Genomic DNA, 15,939 nt, shown 5'->3' with positions numbered 1-15,939 from the left:
ACTCTCCTTGTATGTAGGCCATAACGAAAAATGCTCCGTATCTTTCGATACGGAGCATTCTCTTAAAGGGCCGGGCAGATTGCTAGGTTTTCACACAGTCTGCGAAGGGCCCTTTTTCTGTTGCGTGGCAGTCGCTTAGACGCCCGAGGCCTTGGCCGCGGCAACGTCCTTGATCGACAGCTTGATACGGCCGCGGTTGTCCACGTCCAGTACCAATACTTCGACTTCCTGGCCTTCTTTCAGGATGTCGGTCACTTTCTCGACGCGAGCATCGCTCAGCATGGAGATGTGCACCAGGCCGTCCTTGCCAGGCAGGATGTTGACGAAGGCGCCGAAGTCGACGATGCGCTCAACCTTGCCGACGTAGATCTTGCCGATCTCGGCCTCGGCGGTGATGCCCAGGATGCGCTGCTTGGCAGCTTCTGCCGCTTCCTTGGTTTCGCCGAAGATCTTGATCGAGCCGTCGTCTTCGATGTCGATCGAAGCCTTGGTCTCTTCGCAGATGGCGCGAATGGTGGCGCCGCCTTTACCGATGACGTCACGGATCTTGTCGGTGTCGATCTTCATCGCGATCATGGTCGGGGCGTTGGCCGACAGTTCGGTACGCGACTGGCCAATGATCTGGTTCATCTGGCCGAGGATGTTCAGGCGCGCTTCCAGGGCCTGGCCCAGGGCGATTTCCATGATCTCTTCGGTGATGCCGTTGATCTTGATGTCCATCTGCAGCGCGGTGACGCCTTTGGCGGTACCGGCTACCTTGAAGTCCATGTCGCCCAGGTGGTCTTCGTCACCGAGGATGTCGGTCAGGACCGCGAACTTGTCGCCTTCCTTGACCAAGCCCATGGCGATACCGGCAACCGGCGCCTTCATTGGCACACCAGCGTCCATCAGGGCCAGGGAAGCACCGCAGACCGAAGCCATGGAGCTGGAGCCGTTGGACTCGGTGATTTCCGAAACCACGCGGATGGTGTACGGGAACACGTCAGCGGCAGGCAGCATGGCCTGAACCGAACGACGGGCCAGACGGCCGTGGCCGATTTCGCGACGGCCAGCACCGCCCATGCGGCCACACTCACCTACCGAGAACGGTGGGAAGTTGTAGTGCAGCATGAAGGGGTCTTTCTTCTCGCCTTCGAGGGTGTCCAGCAGCTGGGCGTCACGGGCAGTACCCAGGGTCGCAACGACCAGGGCCTGGGTTTCGCCACGGGTGAACAGCGCCGAACCGTGAGTTTTCGGCAGAACGCCTACTTCGATGTTCAGCGGACGCACGGTCTTGGTGTCGCGGCCGTCGATACGTGGCTTGCCGTTGACGATGTTCTCGCGAACAGTGCGGTATTCGATCTCGCCGAAGATGTCTTTCACTTCGGAAGCCGAAGGCTGGCCTTCTTCACCGGAGAACTTGGCAACCGCCTGGTCGCGCAGCTCGCCCAGGCGCGCATAGCGGTCGGCCTTGACGGTGATGGTGTAGCCCTGCGAAACCGCTTCGCCGAACTCGGCGCGGATAGCGTTGAACAGCTCGGTGTTGGCTACGGCTGGTTTCCAGTCCCAGGTCGGCTTGCCAGCTTCGGCAGCCAGCTCTTTGACAGCCTGGATAACAGCCTGGAATTCGTCGTGGGCGAACAGTACGGCACCCAGCATCTGGTCTTCGGTCAGCTCTTGAGCTTCCGATTCAACCATCAGTACGGCGTCGGAGGTACCAGCAACGACCATGTCCAGGCTCGAGGCAGCCAGTTGCTCGTAGGTCGGGTTCAGCAGGTAGCCGGTGCTTTCGTGGAAGGCAACGCGGGCGGCGCCGATCGGGCCTTCGAACGGAATGCCGGAGATGGCCAGGGCAGCCGAGGTACCGATCATCGCAGCGATGTCCGGGTCGGTCTTCTTGCTGGTGGAAACCACGGTGCAGACAACCTGCACTTCGTTCATGAAGCCTTCTGGGAACAGCGGACGGATCGGACGGTCGATCAGGCGCGAGGTCAGCGTCTCTTTCTCGGAAGGACGGCCTTCACGCTTGAAGAAGCCACCCGGGATCTTGCCGGCGGCGTAGGTCTTTTCCTGGTAGTGAACCGACAGCGGGAAGAAACCCTTGCCTGGATCAGCCTGCTTGGCGCCTACCACAGTCACCAGCACGGTGACGTCGTTGTCGACGGTAACCAGCACGGCGCCGGTTGCCTGACGGGCAATACGGCCCGTTTCGAGAGTAACGGTCGATTGACCGAACTGGAAAGTCTTGATTACCGGGTTCACGGTTTCCTACCTTTTTCAGTGGCTCTGGGGGAACTGGTTTCTTGCGAATTCTTGGGCAGAACGGGGAATCGGCCCCATTGACCGTCCAGATACAACACGAGGCTGGAAGCCTGGCACCAAGCGGAAAAACCGCTCAGCATTGCCAGGCTGCCAACCTCGGAGATACGCGTGGCGTGTCCAACGGCAGTGCTGCAAAACAGCCCTGCCGAAGCCTGCGACACGCCATGCACACCACTGGCCAGGCCGCTATTAGCGACGCAGGCCCAGGCGACCGATCAGGGCGCTGTAACGAGTGGTGTCTTTGCCCTTCAGGTAGTCCAGCAGCTTACGACGCTGGTTAACCATACGGATCAGACCACGACGGGAGTGGTGGTCTTTATCGTTGGCCTTGAAGTGGCCTTGCAGCTTGTTGATGTTGGCGGTCAGCAGAGCAACCTGCACTTCCGGGCTACCGGTATCGCCGGCGGCTTGCTGGTATTCGGCAACGATCTGAGCTTTTTCTTCAACGCTGAGGGCCATTTGGCTTCTCCTGATAACGGATCCCGCAAGCGGGGTCCAATAGGCCAGGGACAAATCCCTGTATTAATAAAAAAGGTGTGACCGTGCCTACTGACAGCCACCCTTGATGCCGTGGGGTTCGGCAATTGCCTGGCCCCGCGGTTTCGGTCATTCCGACCGAATCAGCCGACGTGGCGCAATGCGCCCGTCTTCGCTCACTTCACCGATACCGATGAAGCGTGCATTGTGATCTTGTACCCGGACCATGCCAAATTGTGGCGCGTCCGGTGCACGTACCGCCTGCCCATGCAGCCAGTAGAACGCGCTGTGTTCGGACAGGCACACCAACGGCCAGTCCTGCAGGCCGCTGTCCGAAGGCATCAGGAAGCGATCGAGCGCTTCGTTGCCGCCTTCGGCATGGGCCTGTTCGAGTTCCTCGAGGGTGACCGTTTGTGCCAGCGCGAAGGGCCCGGCCTGGGTCCTGCGCAACTCGGCAACATAGGCGCCGCAGCCAAGGGCCTCGCCGATATCCTCCACCAGGGTACGGATATAGGTGCCTTTGCTGCATCCTACGCTCAACCGTGCACGGGTGCCTTCGCACTCGAGCAACTCCAAGCGGTTAATAGTAACAGAACGCGCCTCGCGCTCCACTACCTCTCCTGCACGTGCCAACTTGTACAGCGGCTGGCCGTCACGCTTGAGCGCCGAGTACATCGGCGGTATCTGGCTGATCGGGCCGCGAAAACGTGGCAGCAGCGCCTCGATGTCGGCGCGACCAACGGTCACGTCGCGGGTCTGCAGCACCTCACCTTCGGCGTCGCCAGTGTTGGTAGTCTGCCCCATCTGCATGACGGTTTCGTAGCCCTTGTCGGAATCGAGCAGGTACTGCGAAAACTTGGTCGCCTCGCCGAAGCACAGTGGCAGCACGCCGGTTGCCAGCGGGTCGAGGCTACCGGTGTGGCCGGCCTTTTCCGCATTCAGCAGCCAGCGCACCTTTTGCAGGGCGGCGTTGGAGGTGAAGCCCAACGGCTTGTCGAGCAGGATGATGCCGCTGACGTTGCGGCGGATACGTTTGACCTGGGCCACCGCTTACTCCTTGGTGTCCGGCTCGTCGGCATCCTTGTGCAGGCGGTCTTCGGCCACTGCACGCTCGATCAGCGCCGACAGGTGCACACCACGGCTGACGCTTTCATCGAAGTGGAAGTGCAGCTGCGGCACGCTGCGCAGTTGCATCGAGCGGCCCAGGTGCAAACGCAGGAAGCTGGCAGCGCTGTTCAGTGCCTTGAGCGACTGCTGCACCGCGTCCGGGGTTTCCTCGCCCATGACGGTGATGAACACCTTGGCGTGGCCCAGGTCACGGCTGACGTCGACGGCGGTGATGGTGACCAGACCGACACGTGGGTCCTTGACTTCGCGACGGATCAGTTCGGCCAGCTCGCGCTGCATCTGATCGCCAATACGTTGGGTACGGCTATATTCTTTGGCCATTCTTGCTACCTGTAACTTAAAGCGGCAAACGCCCGGACAGACGAATGCCTGACCGGGCGCTACCTGAAGAGGTGCCGCAAACCGCCCTGTAGCGGGGGCTTGCGGCAAGCTCGCCCTTAAAGGGTACGAGCCACCTGGACTTTCTCGAAGACTTCGATCTTGTCGCCGACCTTGACGTCGTTGTAGCTCTTGACGCCAATACCGCACTCCATGCCCGAACGTACTTCCGAGGCGTCGTCCTTGAAGCGACGCAGCGATTCCAGTTCGCCTTCGAAGATCACAACGTCGTCGCGCAGTACGCGGATCGGACGGTTGCGGTACACGGTACCCTCGATGACCATACAGCCAGCGATGGCGCCGAACTTCGGCGAACGGAACACATCACGCACTTCGGCGACACCCAGGATGTTCTCGCGAACATCGCTGCCGAGCATACCGGTCAGGGCCTTCTTGACGTCTTCGATGATGTCGTAGATCACGTTGTAGTAACGCATATCCAGACCTTCCTGCTCGACGATCTTGCGCGCACCGGCATCGGCACGCACGTTGAAGCCGAACAGTACTGCATTCGAAGCCAGTGCCAGGTTGGCGTCGCTCTCGGTGATACCACCGACGCCGCCACCAATCACGCGCACCTGCACTTCGTCGTTGCCCAGGCCGCCAAGCGAACCCTGCAGTGCTTCCAGAGAACCACGCACATCGGTCTTGAGGACGATGTTGAGGGTCTTCTTCTCTTCCTGACCCATGGTCTCGAAGATGTTTTCCAGCTTGCCGGCGTGAGCACGGGCCAGCTTGACCTCGCGGTACTTGCCTTGACGGAACAGGGCAACTTCGCGGGCCTTCTTCTCGTCGGCAACCACGGACAGCTCGTCACCGGCTTCCGGGGTACCGTCCAGGCCGAGGATTTCGACCGGGATCGACGGGCCGGCTTCCTTCACAGGCTTGCCGTTCTCGTCGAGCATGGCGCGCACGCGGCCATAGTTGGAACCGCACAGGACCATGTCGCCCTGACGCAGGGTACCGTCCTGAACCAGGATGGTTGCAACCGGGCCACGGCCCTTGTCCAGGCGCGATTCGACAACCACGCCACGACCAGGAGCGGTCGGGGTAGCGGTCAGCTCGAGGATCTCGGCCTGCAGCAGGACGGCTTCAAGCAGTTCGTCGACGCCGGTACCCATCTTCGCCGAAACCTTGACGAACGGCGTGTCACCACCCCAGTCCTCGGAGGTAACGCCTTCGACGGCCAGCTCGTTACGGATGCGATCGAGGTCGGCACCCGGCTTGTCGATCTTGTTCACTGCAACGACCAGCGGAACGCCAGCTGCCTTGGCATGCTGAACAGCTTCGCGAGTCTGTGGCATCACGCCGTCGTCCGCCGCCACCACCAGGATGACGATGTCGGTCGCCTTGGCACCACGGGCACGCATCTGGGTGAACGCAGCGTGGCCTGGGGTATCGAGGAAGGTGACCATGCCGCGGTCGGTTTCCACGTGGTAGGCACCGATGTGCTGGGTAATACCACCGGCTTCGCCAGCGGCAACCTTGGCACGACGGATGTAGTCGAGCAGCGAGGTCTTACCGTGGTCAACGTGACCCATTACGGTAACGACCGGAGCACGCGACTCGGCCTGGCCTTCAAACTTCAGCGATTCGGCCAGGGAGTCTTCCAGGGCGGTGTCGCTGACCAGAGTGACCTTGTGGCCCAGCTCTTCTGCGATCAGCTGAGCGGTTTCCTGGTCGAGCACCTGGTTGATGGTGACCGGAGTACCCATCTTGAACATGAACTTGACCACTTCAGCGGCCTTGACCGACATCTGCTGGGCAAGTTCGGAGACGGTGATGGTCTCGCCGATGGTCACGTCACGGATGACGGGGCCGGTCGGGTTCTGGAAGCCATGCTGGTTACGCTTCTTCAGCTTGCTCTTGCCACCACGGCCACGACGAGCGCCATCGCTCTCTTCGTCGGTGGTACGCGGAGCGGCACGTGGAGTCGGAGCCTTTTCCTTCTCCTTGACCTTGACCTTGATCGACACACGAGGAGCCTCGCCACGACGACGATCGTCATCGCGAGTGCGGCTTTCGTTGCGGCGGGTCTCGTCCTTCTTGCGCTCGGCTGCACGGGCTGCGGCGTCTTCGGACGCAGGTGCGTCAGCGACTACCGGGGCCGGAGCGGCTGGAGCCGGAGCTGGCTTGGCGACAGGCGCTGGGGCAGCAGCAGGGGCTTCTGCCGCCTGGCGGCGAGCCTGCTCTTCGTTACGCTGGCGAACTTCGGCCTCGACCTTCTCGCGAGCGGCGTTTTCGGCCGCGCGGCGCTCATCCAGCTCACGCTTTTGCTCAGCCTGGATTTCTTCCGGGCTGCGCTGCACGAATACTTTCTTCTTGCGTACTTCTACGCTGATGCTTTTGCTACCGGCGACACGCAGGGTGCTGGTGGTTTTGCGCTGCAAGGTAATCTTGCGCGGCTCTTCCGCCTTGCTCTTGTGGCTGCTCTTCAAATGAGTCAGCAGGGTCTGCTTCTCATTGTCGGTCACTACCTGACCGGCGTCGGTGTGCGGCAGACCTGCCTCACGCATCTGCTGCAGCAGGCGCTCTACCGGTGCCTCGACCTCTTGGGCCAGTTCTTTCACCGTGACTTGCGTCATGCACTTCTCTCCTCAGGCCGCGCCTAATTACTCGAACCAATGGGCTCGGGCGGCCATGATCAACTTGCCGGCACGCTCTTCGTCGATGCCGTCGATGTCGAGCAGATCGTCGATCGACTGCTCGGCCAGGTCTTCGCGGTTAACCACGCCGCGCACCGCCAGTTCAGCCGCCAGGTCCTTGTCCATGCCCTCGAGGGAGAGCAGGTCGTCGGCCGGGTGGGCGTCTGCCAGTTTTTCTTCGGTAGCGATGGCCTTGGTCAACAAACGGTCCTTGGCTCGAGCGCGGAGCTCATTGACGATATCTTCGTCAAAGCCATCGATGTTGAGCATTTCTTCCAACGGTACGTAGGCAATTTCTTCGAGGCTGGTGAAGCCTTCGTCGACCAGCACTTGGGCCAGCTCCTCGTCGACTTCCAGTTCATCGATGAAATTGCGCAGGATGTCACCGGTTTCGGCCTGCTGCTTGGCCTGGATGTCCTTCTCGGTCATCACGTTCAGGGTCCAGCCGGTCAGCTGACTGGCAAGACGAACGTTCTGACCGCCACGGCCAATGGCCTGGGCCAGGTTGTCCTCGGCGACGGCGATGTCCATTGCATGGGCATCTTCATCAACGATGATCGCCGCGACTTCAGCCGGCGACATGGCGTTGATGACGAACTGCGCCGGGTTATCGTCCCACAGGACGATATCCACACGCTCACCACCCAGCTCCCCGGATACGGCTTGGACGCGCGAACCACGCATGCCGATACAGGCGCCTTGCGGGTCGATGCGCTTGTCCTTGGAGCGGACGGCGATCTTGGCTCGCGAACCCGGATCACGGGAGGCAGCCATGACTTCAATGAGGCCCTCGGCAATTTCCGGCACTTCAATGCGGAAAAGCTCGATCAGCATCTGTGGCGCGGTGCGCGACAGGATCAGCTGCGGGCCACGGTTTTCAGTGCGAATTTCCTTGAGCAGCGCACGCAGGCGCACGCCAACACGGAAGGTCTCGCGCGGAATGATATCTTCGCGGGCCAGCAGGGCCTCGGCGTTGTTGCCCAGGTCAACGATGACGTTGTCGCGGGTAACTTTCTTGACGGTGCCGGAGATGATTTCGCCTACGCGTTCGCGGTAGGCATCGACCACCTGAGCACGCTCGGCCTCACGGACCTTCTGCACGATGACCTGCTTGGCGGTCTGGGCGGCGATACGACCGAACTCGATGGACTCGATCTTCTCCTCGATCACGTCACCGACCTTGGCTTCAGGGTGGGTGTCCTTGATCTTGTCCAACCAGGTCTCGATCGCCGGATCATCAAGATCGGCTTCGTCGACCACGGTCCAGCGACGGAAGGTCTCGTAGCTACCGGTGTGGCGGTTGATTTCCACACGCAGGTCGACTTCGTCTTCAAAACGTTTTTTGGTTGCAGTGGCCAGGGCCACTTCCAGCGCTTCGAAAATGACGCCGGGCGGTACACCTTTTTCGTTGGATACCGATTCAACAACCAGCAGTACTTCTTTGCTCATCGTACGCCTCGCCTTGCGCAAGCCATTGGGCCCGGATAGTCCGCCGGGCCCGGCACGTCTCAGTCAAAACTGGGAATAATATTGGCCTTGTCGATCGAGTCGATCGGCAACAGGAACTCCTGGTTGTCCACCTGGACTACCACGTCCTGCTCCTCCACACCGCGGAGAAGGCCCTGGAAGTTACGACGACCCTCGAAGGGTGAGCGCAGCTTGATCTTCACTTGTTCGCCGGCATGCGAGGCAAACTGTTCCAGAGTGAACAGTGGGCGATCCATGCCTGGAGAAGACACCTCGAGGGTGTACTCACTGCTGATTGGATCTTCCACATCGAGAATGGCGCTGGCCTGACGGCTGACCGCTTCGCAGTCGTCTACCAGGATGCCGCCTTCCTTGTCGATGTAGATGCGCAGTACCGAATGCTTACCCTGGGAAACGAATTCGATCCCCCAGCACTGATAGCCCAGACCCTCGACAACCGGGGCCAACAAGGCCTGCAACTGTTCTAGCTTGCTCGACACCTGAACCCCCTCGTGCATGCTGTGCAAATAAAAAATGGGCGAAGCGCCCATCCCTGAAAGCGCCGTTGGACAACGACGCCGAAAACTGTTCGGTTAGCAAAAAGCCCCTGAAAAGGGGCTCCGCTGAAGCTGGTTGCGGGGGCTGGATTTGAACCAACGACCTTCGGGTTATGAGCCCGACGAGCTACCAAGCTGCTCCACCCCGCGACAAAGCTGGGGCAAAAGTATAAGACCGAACCCTGTTGAGGGTCAAATCCGAACCTTCACCTACAAGAAAGCCCGCTAAAGCGGGCTCTCATGCTTCAATTGGTACCGAGAAGGGGACTCGAACCCCTACACCCTATGGGCACAACCACCTCAAGGTTGCGTGTCTACCAATTCCACCACCTCGGCAATACTACTACTTGAAACCCGTTACTTCTGCTCTTGTGCCGGAGGAGGTACATCACCAGTGTTATTGGTGGTTTCGCTCTTCTGCTGCTGGAGCACCGGTACATCATCATTAACTGCCGGTTTCTGCGGCTCTTTCACTTCTAGCACTGCTGGATCTGGAAGACCTGCTTGGCTAAGCTGGTGAGCTTGTTGCTTCGCGAAGTATCCTAACCCAAGTGCTGTCAAAAAGAAAGTGGCAGCGAGTACAGCAGTTAATTTACTCAGGAACGTTGCAGAACCTTGGCTCCCGAACACGGTATTTGAGGCACCCGCGCCGAAAGATGCACCTGCTTCCGCACCTTTACCCTGTTGCAACAGAACCAGCACTACAAGCGACAGCGCTGCCAACAGATGAAAAACAACGATGACTGTTTCCAGCATTTGTTCAGTTTCCTGCGGCGCGACAAATTGCACCGAATTCGTCTGCGTTCAGGGAAGCCCCACCAATGAGACCCCCATCGATATCCGGCATGCCGAACAGTTCGGCCGCATTGGCCGCCTTCACGCTGCCGCCGTAGAGCAACTGCACCTTCGCAGCCACTTCAGCATCTTCTGCCGCCAGCTGGCCGCGGATGGCTGCATGCACATCCTGGGCCTGCTGTGGCGTGGCCGTTAGGCCTGTGCCGATGGCCCATACAGGCTCATAGGCAATTACTGCATTGGCAAAAGCCTTAACACCGAAAGCTTCGATGATACTGCTTAGTTGACGCCCGACAACTTCAAGCGTCTTGCCAGCCTCGCGCTCCTCAAGGGTTTCCCCTATGCAAAGCACTGGCTTCAAACCTTTGGCCTGGGCCGCTGCAAACTTACGATTGAGCACTTCGTCGGTTTCACCAATGATCTGGCGACGCTCCGAATGACCAACCAACACCAACTTGCAACCTGCTTCAACCAGCTGCTCCGGAGCAACTTCCCCGGTCAGCGCACCCTGTTCGGGTTGTACAGCAGAATTCTGTGCGCCGACAGTAATTTCTTTACCTACCAAGCCATCGATCACTTGATTGATGAACAAGGCCGGTGGAAACACCGCGACTTCCACTCCGCTCGGCAAGGCGAGATTACTCAAGCCTTCGGTCAGCTCAGCGACGCTAGCGCGGGTACCGTGCATCTTCCAGTTACCAGCTACCATAGGGCGACGCATGCTTTACCTCGTCGGTCAAAGTGGGCGCAGATCTTACCCAACCAGATCTGCGCTGGCAAGCGCCTTCAGACACAAACTTCGCCGACCAGTTTCGCCAGTGCTTCAGCGTGGCCACGCACCTGGGTTTCGTCTTCGCCCTCGACCATCACCCGCACCAGCGGCTCGGTACCGGACTTGCGCAACAGCACGCGACCACGCCCGGCCAGCGCTTCGGTGACCTTCGCGCTGGCTTCCTTGACGGCAGGGTGCTCCAGCGGATCGACCTTGCTGGCACCGAAGCGCACATTGATCAGCACCTGCGGGCACTTGCGCAGGGCCTGACGGGCCTGGGCCAGGGTTTCGCCACGGCGCTTGAGCGCCATCAGCACCTGCAGCGCAGCAATGATCGCATCACCGGTAGTGGTGTGGTTGCAGCACACGACGTGGCCGGAGTTTTCACCGCCAACCAGCCATTCACGCTCCAGTAGCTCGGCCATAACGTAACGGTCGCCGACCTTGGCCCGCACGAACGGGACATCCAGGTCTTTCAGCGCCAGTTCCAGACCCAGGTTGCTCATCAGCGTACCCACTACCCCACCCTGCAGCTTGCCACGGTCCTGCAGATCGCGAGCGATGATGAACAGCAGTTCGTCACCGTCGACGATGGCACCGGTGTGGTCGACCATCAACACGCGGTCGCCGTCGCCGTCGAAGGCGATGCCGAGGTCGGCATGGCCCACCAGCACCGCTGCCTGCAGCGATTCGATGTGGGTCGAGCCGCAGCCTTCGTTGATGTTCAGGCCGTCTGGTTGCGCATGCAGTACGGTCACGTCGGCACCCAACTCGCGGAATACGCTAGGCGCCACTTTGTAGGTAGCACCGTGGGCGCAGTCGACCACCAGCTTGAGGCCGTCGAAGCTGGTGCTGGTCGGCACGCTGCTCTTGCAGAACTCGATGTAACGGCCGGCGGCATCGTTGATGCGCGAAACCTTGCCCAGCTTGCTCGAATCGACAACGGTCATCGGCTGGTCGAGCAACTCCTCGATCATCAGCTCGACTTCGTCCGGCAGCTTGGTGCCCTGGCCCGAGAAGAACTTGATGCCGTTGTCTTCGTGCGGGTTGTGCGAGGCACTGATGACAATGCCCGCCTGGGCATGGAAAGTACGCGTCAGATAAGCGATGGCCGGCGTAGGCATTGGCCCCAGCAGCATGACATCGGCACCTGCGGCGGCCAGGCCGGCTTCGAGTGCGGACTCGAACATGTAGCCAGAGATACGCGTGTCCTTGCCCACTAGCACCCGGCAGTGGCCTTGCTTGCGGAAGGCCATGCCCGCCGCCCAGCCAAGCTTCAGCATGAAGTCAGGCGTGATCGGGTATTCGCCGACGCGGCCACGAATGCCGTCGGTACCAAAGTATTTTCTGCTCATAGGGACTCCAATGTTCTTATTCGGCGTTTTGCACCGCAGCAATCATGCGCACTACATCGACAGTTTCGGCCACATCATGGACACGAAGTATGCTCGCCCCCTTGGTCATGGCCAACGCCGCCAGCGCCAGGCTGCCGTACAAGCGCTCGCCGACCGGACGTTCCAGCGTCAGGCCGATCATGCTCTTTCGTGAAACGCCCACCAGCAGCGGGCGCCCAAGGCGATAGAGCGCTTCCATGTGCTTGAACAGGCTCAGGTTGTGCGCCAGTGTCTTGGCAAAACCAAAGCCCGGATCAAGGATGATTCTGTTTGCATCGATGCCCGCTGCTGCACAGGCGGCCATCCGCTGCTCAAGATAACGCGCAACGTCGGCGGTCACATCTTCGTAATGCGGGTCATCCTGCATGTTACCCGGCTCACCACGCATGTGCATGAGGCACACCGGCAGGCCGGTATCTGCAGCAGCGTCCAGGGCACCATCGCGCTCCAGGGCGCGCACGTCATTGATCAAACCGGCACCAAGGCGGGCCGATTCGCGAATGACGGCAGGCGTGGAAGTATCAACCGAGATGACTACGTCGAGGCGGCTGTTGATCGCCTCGACCATAGGCGCCACCCTTTCCAGCTCTTCAGTCACCGAAACTGCGCGCGCGCCCGGCCGAGTGGACTCGCCACCGATGTCGATCAGCGTGGCACCAGCGGCAACCATCGCTTCGGCATGGCGCAAAGCCTCGTCGCGCTGATTGAAGCGCCCGCCATCGGAGAAGGAATCAGGGGTGATATTGAGAATACCCATGACATGGGTACGGGACAAATCAAGAACCCGGTTGCCGCAAGGCAACCGGGTTGGGTACTGCACTGAACTCATAGATGCCCTTAGTGTTGAGCTGCCGGGCCGCCGATTGGCGATTCCGGACGATCATTCTGGGCCGCAGGCGTGCCCGAATCCTTGTCATCGTCCCAGTCACGCGGTTCGCGTGGCGTACGCCCAGCCATGATGTCGTCAATCTGGTCGGCATCGATGGTCTCATACTTCATCAGCGCTTCGGTCATCGCTTCAAGCTTGTCGCGGTTGTCGATGAGCAACTGCTTGGCAGTGGCATAGCACTGATCGATGATGCTGCGCACTTCGGAGTCGATCAGCTTGGCAGTCTCGCCGGACACACTGGCGTGCTGGCTGCCGGCGCTACGGCCGAGGAACACCTCGCCCTCTTCTTCCGCATACATCAGCGGGCCGAGCTTCTCGGACAGGCCCCATTTGGTCACCATGTTACGAGCGATCTGGCTGGCACGCATGATGTCGTTGGACGCGCCGGTGGTGACACCGTCGAAGCCCAGGGTCATTTCCTCGGCGATACGGCCGCCGTACAGCGAGCAGATCTGGCTGATCAGTGCACGCTTGGACAGGCTGTAGCGGTCTTCTTCCGGCAGGAACATGGTCACACCCAAGGCGCGACCACGCGGGATGATCGAAACCTTGTAGACCGGGTCGTGCTCAGGCACCAGGCGACCGACAATGGCGTGGCCTGCCTCGTGATAGGCGGTGTTCCTCTTTTCCTTCTCGGACATGACCATGGTCTTGCGCTCGGCGCCCATCATGATCTTGTCCTTGGCCAGTTCGAACTCTTTCATTTCGACCAGGCGCTTGTTGGCGCGCGCGGCAAACAGCGAAGCCTCGTTGACCAGGTTGGCCAGGTCGGCACCGGAGAAGCCTGGGGTACCACGGGCAATGACCGCAGGGTTGACGTTTTCGCCAACCGGCACCTTGCGCATGTGGACCTTGAGGATCTGTTCGCGACCGCGGATGTCTGGCAGGCCGACCACCACCTGGCGGTCGAAGCGACCAGGGCGCAGCAGCGCCGGGTCGAGCACGTCCGGGCGGTTGGTAGCAGCGATGACGATGATGCCATCGTTCATCTCGAAGCCGTCCATCTCTACCAGCAACTGGTTGAGGGTTTGCTCACGCTCGTCGTGACCGCCGCCCATGCCGGCGCCACGGTGGCGACCAACGGCGTCGATCTCGTCGATGAAGATGATGCACGGCGCGTGCTTCTTGGCCTGTTCGAACATGTCGCGCACACGGCTGGCACCGACACCAACGAACATTTCCACGAAGTCCGAACCGGAAATGGTAAAGAACGGCACCTTCGCCTCACCGGCGATGGCCTTGGCCAGCAGGGTCTTACCGGTACCTGGTGGGCCAACCATCAGCACACCACGCGGGATGCGCCCACCCAGGCGCTGGAACTTGCCCGGGTCACGCAGGAATTCGACCAGCTCGCCAACCTCTTCCTTGGCCTCGTCGCAACCGGCAACGTCGGCCAGGGTGGTCTTGACCTGATCTTCGGACAGCAGGCGCGCCTTGCTCTTGCCGAAGCTCATCGGCCCGCCTTTGCCGCCTGCACCGCCCTGCATCTGGCGCATGAAGAACATGAACACGGCAATGATCACCAGGATCGGGAAGCTGGCTACCAGCAACTGCGTCCAGATGCTCTGCTGCTCAGGCTGCTTGCCTTCGACGACCACGTGGTTGTCGACCAGGTCACCGATCAGGCCATTGTCGGTAATGGCCGGACGCACGGTCTTGAAGTTGTCACCGTCGGCGCGCTTGCCGGTAATGATGTAGCCATCGACGGTCACACGCTCGACCTTGCCATCCTTGACCTGCTGGATGAAGTCGGAGTAGTTGAGGGTCTGCGGCTCGTTAGGGCTGGAGAAGTTGTTCATCACTGTCACCAGGACAGCTGCGATGATCAACCACAGGATCAGATTCTTTGCCATGTCGTTCAATTCGCTACCCTCTGAGGCCGGCGCACGACGCAGCCGTGCCTCGCATGATATTCATCGCCCTAACTTACTACATTACCTACGCAGCCGCAGGCACCGTCTGTAACCCTTTGTGAAAGCTAGACTACACGAAGTTCGGACGATCCTGACGCTGCGGCCGATTGGAAATAACTATCAGCCACCGCGCTTCACGCCTTTCAAGCGCCTTTGAAACCTTTGCCCAGCAGGTACTGCTCACGCGAACGGTCCCGCGAAGAGGACGGCTTGCGCATTTGCACCTTGTCGAACTTGGTGCGCACATCCTTCAGGTACATATCGAAGCCTTCGCCCTGGAAAATCTTGATCAGGAAATCACCGCCAGGCTTCAGCACGCGTGTTGCCAGGTCCAGGGCCAGCTCGCAGAGGAACATGGCGCGCGGCATGTCCACTTCGGGCGTACCACTCATATTGGGGGCCATGTCGGAAATCACAAGGTCTACATGCGAATCACCAACCGCCTCCAGGATCTGCTGGAGCACAGCATCATCGGTGAAGTCGCCCTGAATGAAGGTCACGTCAGGGATCGAGTCCATTTCCAGGATGTCGGAAGCGATAAGGCGACCCTGGCCACCAATCAGACGACTGGTCACCTGCGACCAGCCACCTGGGGCCGCGCCGAGGTCGATTACACTCATACCAGGGCGGATCAGGCGGTCCTTCTCCTGGATCTCCAGCAGTTTGTAGCTCGCTCGCGAGCGGTAGCCATCCTTCTGCGCCTGTTTCACAAAAGGATCGTTGAAATGCTCTCGCAGCCAGTTAGCGCTGCTTTTGGAACGTTGTACCACGGGGCACCTCGATGATATGCGTCGTGATTGACTGGGCGGAGCCGGTGGCCCTCGGGTAAAATGCCGGTCAATTTTACAGAATCAGACGGAAAGGGTCAGATTATGCCGCTCAATAACGAGCAGAAGAAGCAATACAAGTCCATTGGTCATGACCTGAAGCCGGTCCTGATCGTTGCTGGCAACGGTTTGAATGAAGGCGTCATCGCCGAACTGGAGCGCGCCCTGGTCGACCATGAGCTGATCAAGGTCGAGATTCGCTCGGAAGATCGCGAAGAACGTGCCGAGACCATTGCCGAGCTGTGCAAGGCTGGCCGCGCCGAGCTGGTGCAGACCATTGGCAAGAAAGCCCTGATCTACCGCAAGAACCCACAGCCGAACAAGCAGCTGTCCAACATCCACCGTTACAAATAACGGCAAGGACCGCGCGGCACCTGTGTAGGAGCGGCCTTGTGT

The 15,939-nt window shown here is 60.1% G+C and carries 14 protein-coding genes and 2 tRNA genes; 1 reads left to right on the top strand and 15 read right to left on the bottom strand.

Features of this window, described 5'->3' with window-relative positions:
- Positions 1-135 precede the first annotated feature (135 nt).
- The 15 genes from pnp to rlmE form a co-directional block, all read right to left on the bottom strand.
- Entirely contained in the window at positions 136-2,241 is a 2,106-nt protein-coding gene (pnp, locus tag ABE456_RS26150; protein ID WP_346646502.1) for a polyribonucleotide nucleotidyltransferase, read from the bottom strand.
- Between the two features lie 249 nt (positions 2,242-2,490).
- Positions 2,491-2,760, bottom strand: a complete 270-nt coding sequence (gene rpsO, locus ABE456_RS26145) for a 30S ribosomal protein S15 (protein WP_003249971.1) — start codon at positions 2,758-2,760, stop codon at positions 2,491-2,493.
- 147 nt (positions 2,761-2,907) lie between these two features.
- On the bottom strand, positions 2,908-3,825 hold the full coding sequence (truB, locus tag ABE456_RS26140) for a tRNA pseudouridine(55) synthase TruB (RefSeq protein ID WP_346646501.1): 918 nt from the start codon (positions 3,823-3,825) through the stop codon (positions 2,908-2,910).
- A gap of 3 nt (positions 3,826-3,828) precedes the next feature.
- Positions 3,829-4,227, bottom strand: a complete 399-nt coding sequence (gene rbfA / locus ABE456_RS26135; protein WP_028632620.1) for a 30S ribosome-binding factor RbfA — start codon at positions 4,225-4,227, stop codon at positions 3,829-3,831.
- A gap of 116 nt (positions 4,228-4,343) precedes the next feature.
- Complete coding sequence (gene infB / locus ABE456_RS26130) at positions 4,344-6,869, bottom strand: translation initiation factor IF-2 (protein WP_346646500.1); 2,526 nt, start codon at positions 6,867-6,869, stop codon at positions 4,344-4,346.
- 27 nt (positions 6,870-6,896) lie between these two features.
- Positions 6,897-8,378 carry a transcription termination factor NusA gene (nusA, locus tag ABE456_RS26125; protein WP_346646499.1) on the bottom strand — a complete coding sequence of 494 codons (1,482 nt, stop codon included), beginning with the start codon at positions 8,376-8,378 and terminating at the stop codon, positions 6,897-6,899.
- Positions 8,379-8,437: 59 nt separating this feature from the next.
- Positions 8,438-8,896, bottom strand: coding sequence for a ribosome maturation factor RimP (gene rimP, locus ABE456_RS26120; RefSeq protein ID WP_009685348.1), 459 nt, complete (start codon positions 8,894-8,896; stop codon positions 8,438-8,440).
- A gap of 130 nt (positions 8,897-9,026) precedes the next feature.
- Positions 9,027-9,103, bottom strand: a tRNA-Met gene (locus ABE456_RS26115).
- Positions 9,104-9,203: 100 nt separating this feature from the next.
- Positions 9,204-9,289 (bottom strand) — tRNA-Leu (locus ABE456_RS26110).
- 21 nt (positions 9,290-9,310) lie between these two features.
- Complete coding sequence (gene secG, locus ABE456_RS26105) at positions 9,311-9,709, bottom strand: preprotein translocase subunit SecG (RefSeq protein ID WP_103463067.1); 399 nt, start codon at positions 9,707-9,709, stop codon at positions 9,311-9,313.
- A 4-nt stretch (positions 9,710-9,713) separates the two neighbouring features.
- Positions 9,714-10,469, bottom strand: coding sequence for a triose-phosphate isomerase (gene tpiA / locus ABE456_RS26100; protein ID WP_346646498.1), 756 nt, complete (start codon positions 10,467-10,469; stop codon positions 9,714-9,716).
- Positions 10,470-10,534: 65 nt separating this feature from the next.
- Complete coding sequence (gene glmM, locus ABE456_RS26095) at positions 10,535-11,875, bottom strand: phosphoglucosamine mutase (protein WP_346646497.1); 1,341 nt, start codon at positions 11,873-11,875, stop codon at positions 10,535-10,537.
- Positions 11,876-11,891: 16 nt separating this feature from the next.
- Positions 11,892-12,743: a dihydropteroate synthase gene (folP, locus tag ABE456_RS26090; RefSeq protein WP_346646496.1), complete on the bottom strand. Its 852-nt coding sequence runs from the start codon at positions 12,741-12,743 to the stop codon at positions 11,892-11,894.
- Positions 12,744-12,751: 8 nt separating this feature from the next.
- A complete protein-coding gene (gene ftsH, locus ABE456_RS26085; protein ID WP_346646495.1) occupies positions 12,752-14,656 on the bottom strand; it encodes an ATP-dependent zinc metalloprotease FtsH in 1,905 nt (634 codons plus the stop codon).
- Positions 14,657-14,859: 203 nt separating this feature from the next.
- Positions 14,860-15,486, bottom strand: coding sequence for a 23S rRNA (uridine(2552)-2'-O)-methyltransferase RlmE (gene rlmE, locus ABE456_RS26080; RefSeq protein WP_110746153.1), 627 nt, complete (start codon positions 15,484-15,486; stop codon positions 14,860-14,862).
- A 102-nt stretch (positions 15,487-15,588) separates the two neighbouring features.
- Here rlmE and yhbY point away from each other — a divergent pair, with 102 nt between their 5' ends.
- Positions 15,589-15,897 carry a ribosome assembly RNA-binding protein YhbY gene (yhbY, locus tag ABE456_RS26075; RefSeq protein WP_003249945.1) on the top strand — a complete coding sequence of 103 codons (309 nt, stop codon included), beginning with the start codon at positions 15,589-15,591 and terminating at the stop codon, positions 15,895-15,897.
- Positions 15,898-15,939 lie beyond the last annotated feature (42 nt).

Source organism: Pseudomonas sp. TWI929 (assembly GCF_039673335.1).
In the GTDB taxonomy this organism is placed as follows: Bacteria; Pseudomonadota; Gammaproteobacteria; order Pseudomonadales; family Pseudomonadaceae; genus Aquipseudomonas.
The sequence above is the reverse complement of the archived record's forward strand: the minus strand, read 5'-3'. Positions and strand labels throughout refer to the sequence as shown.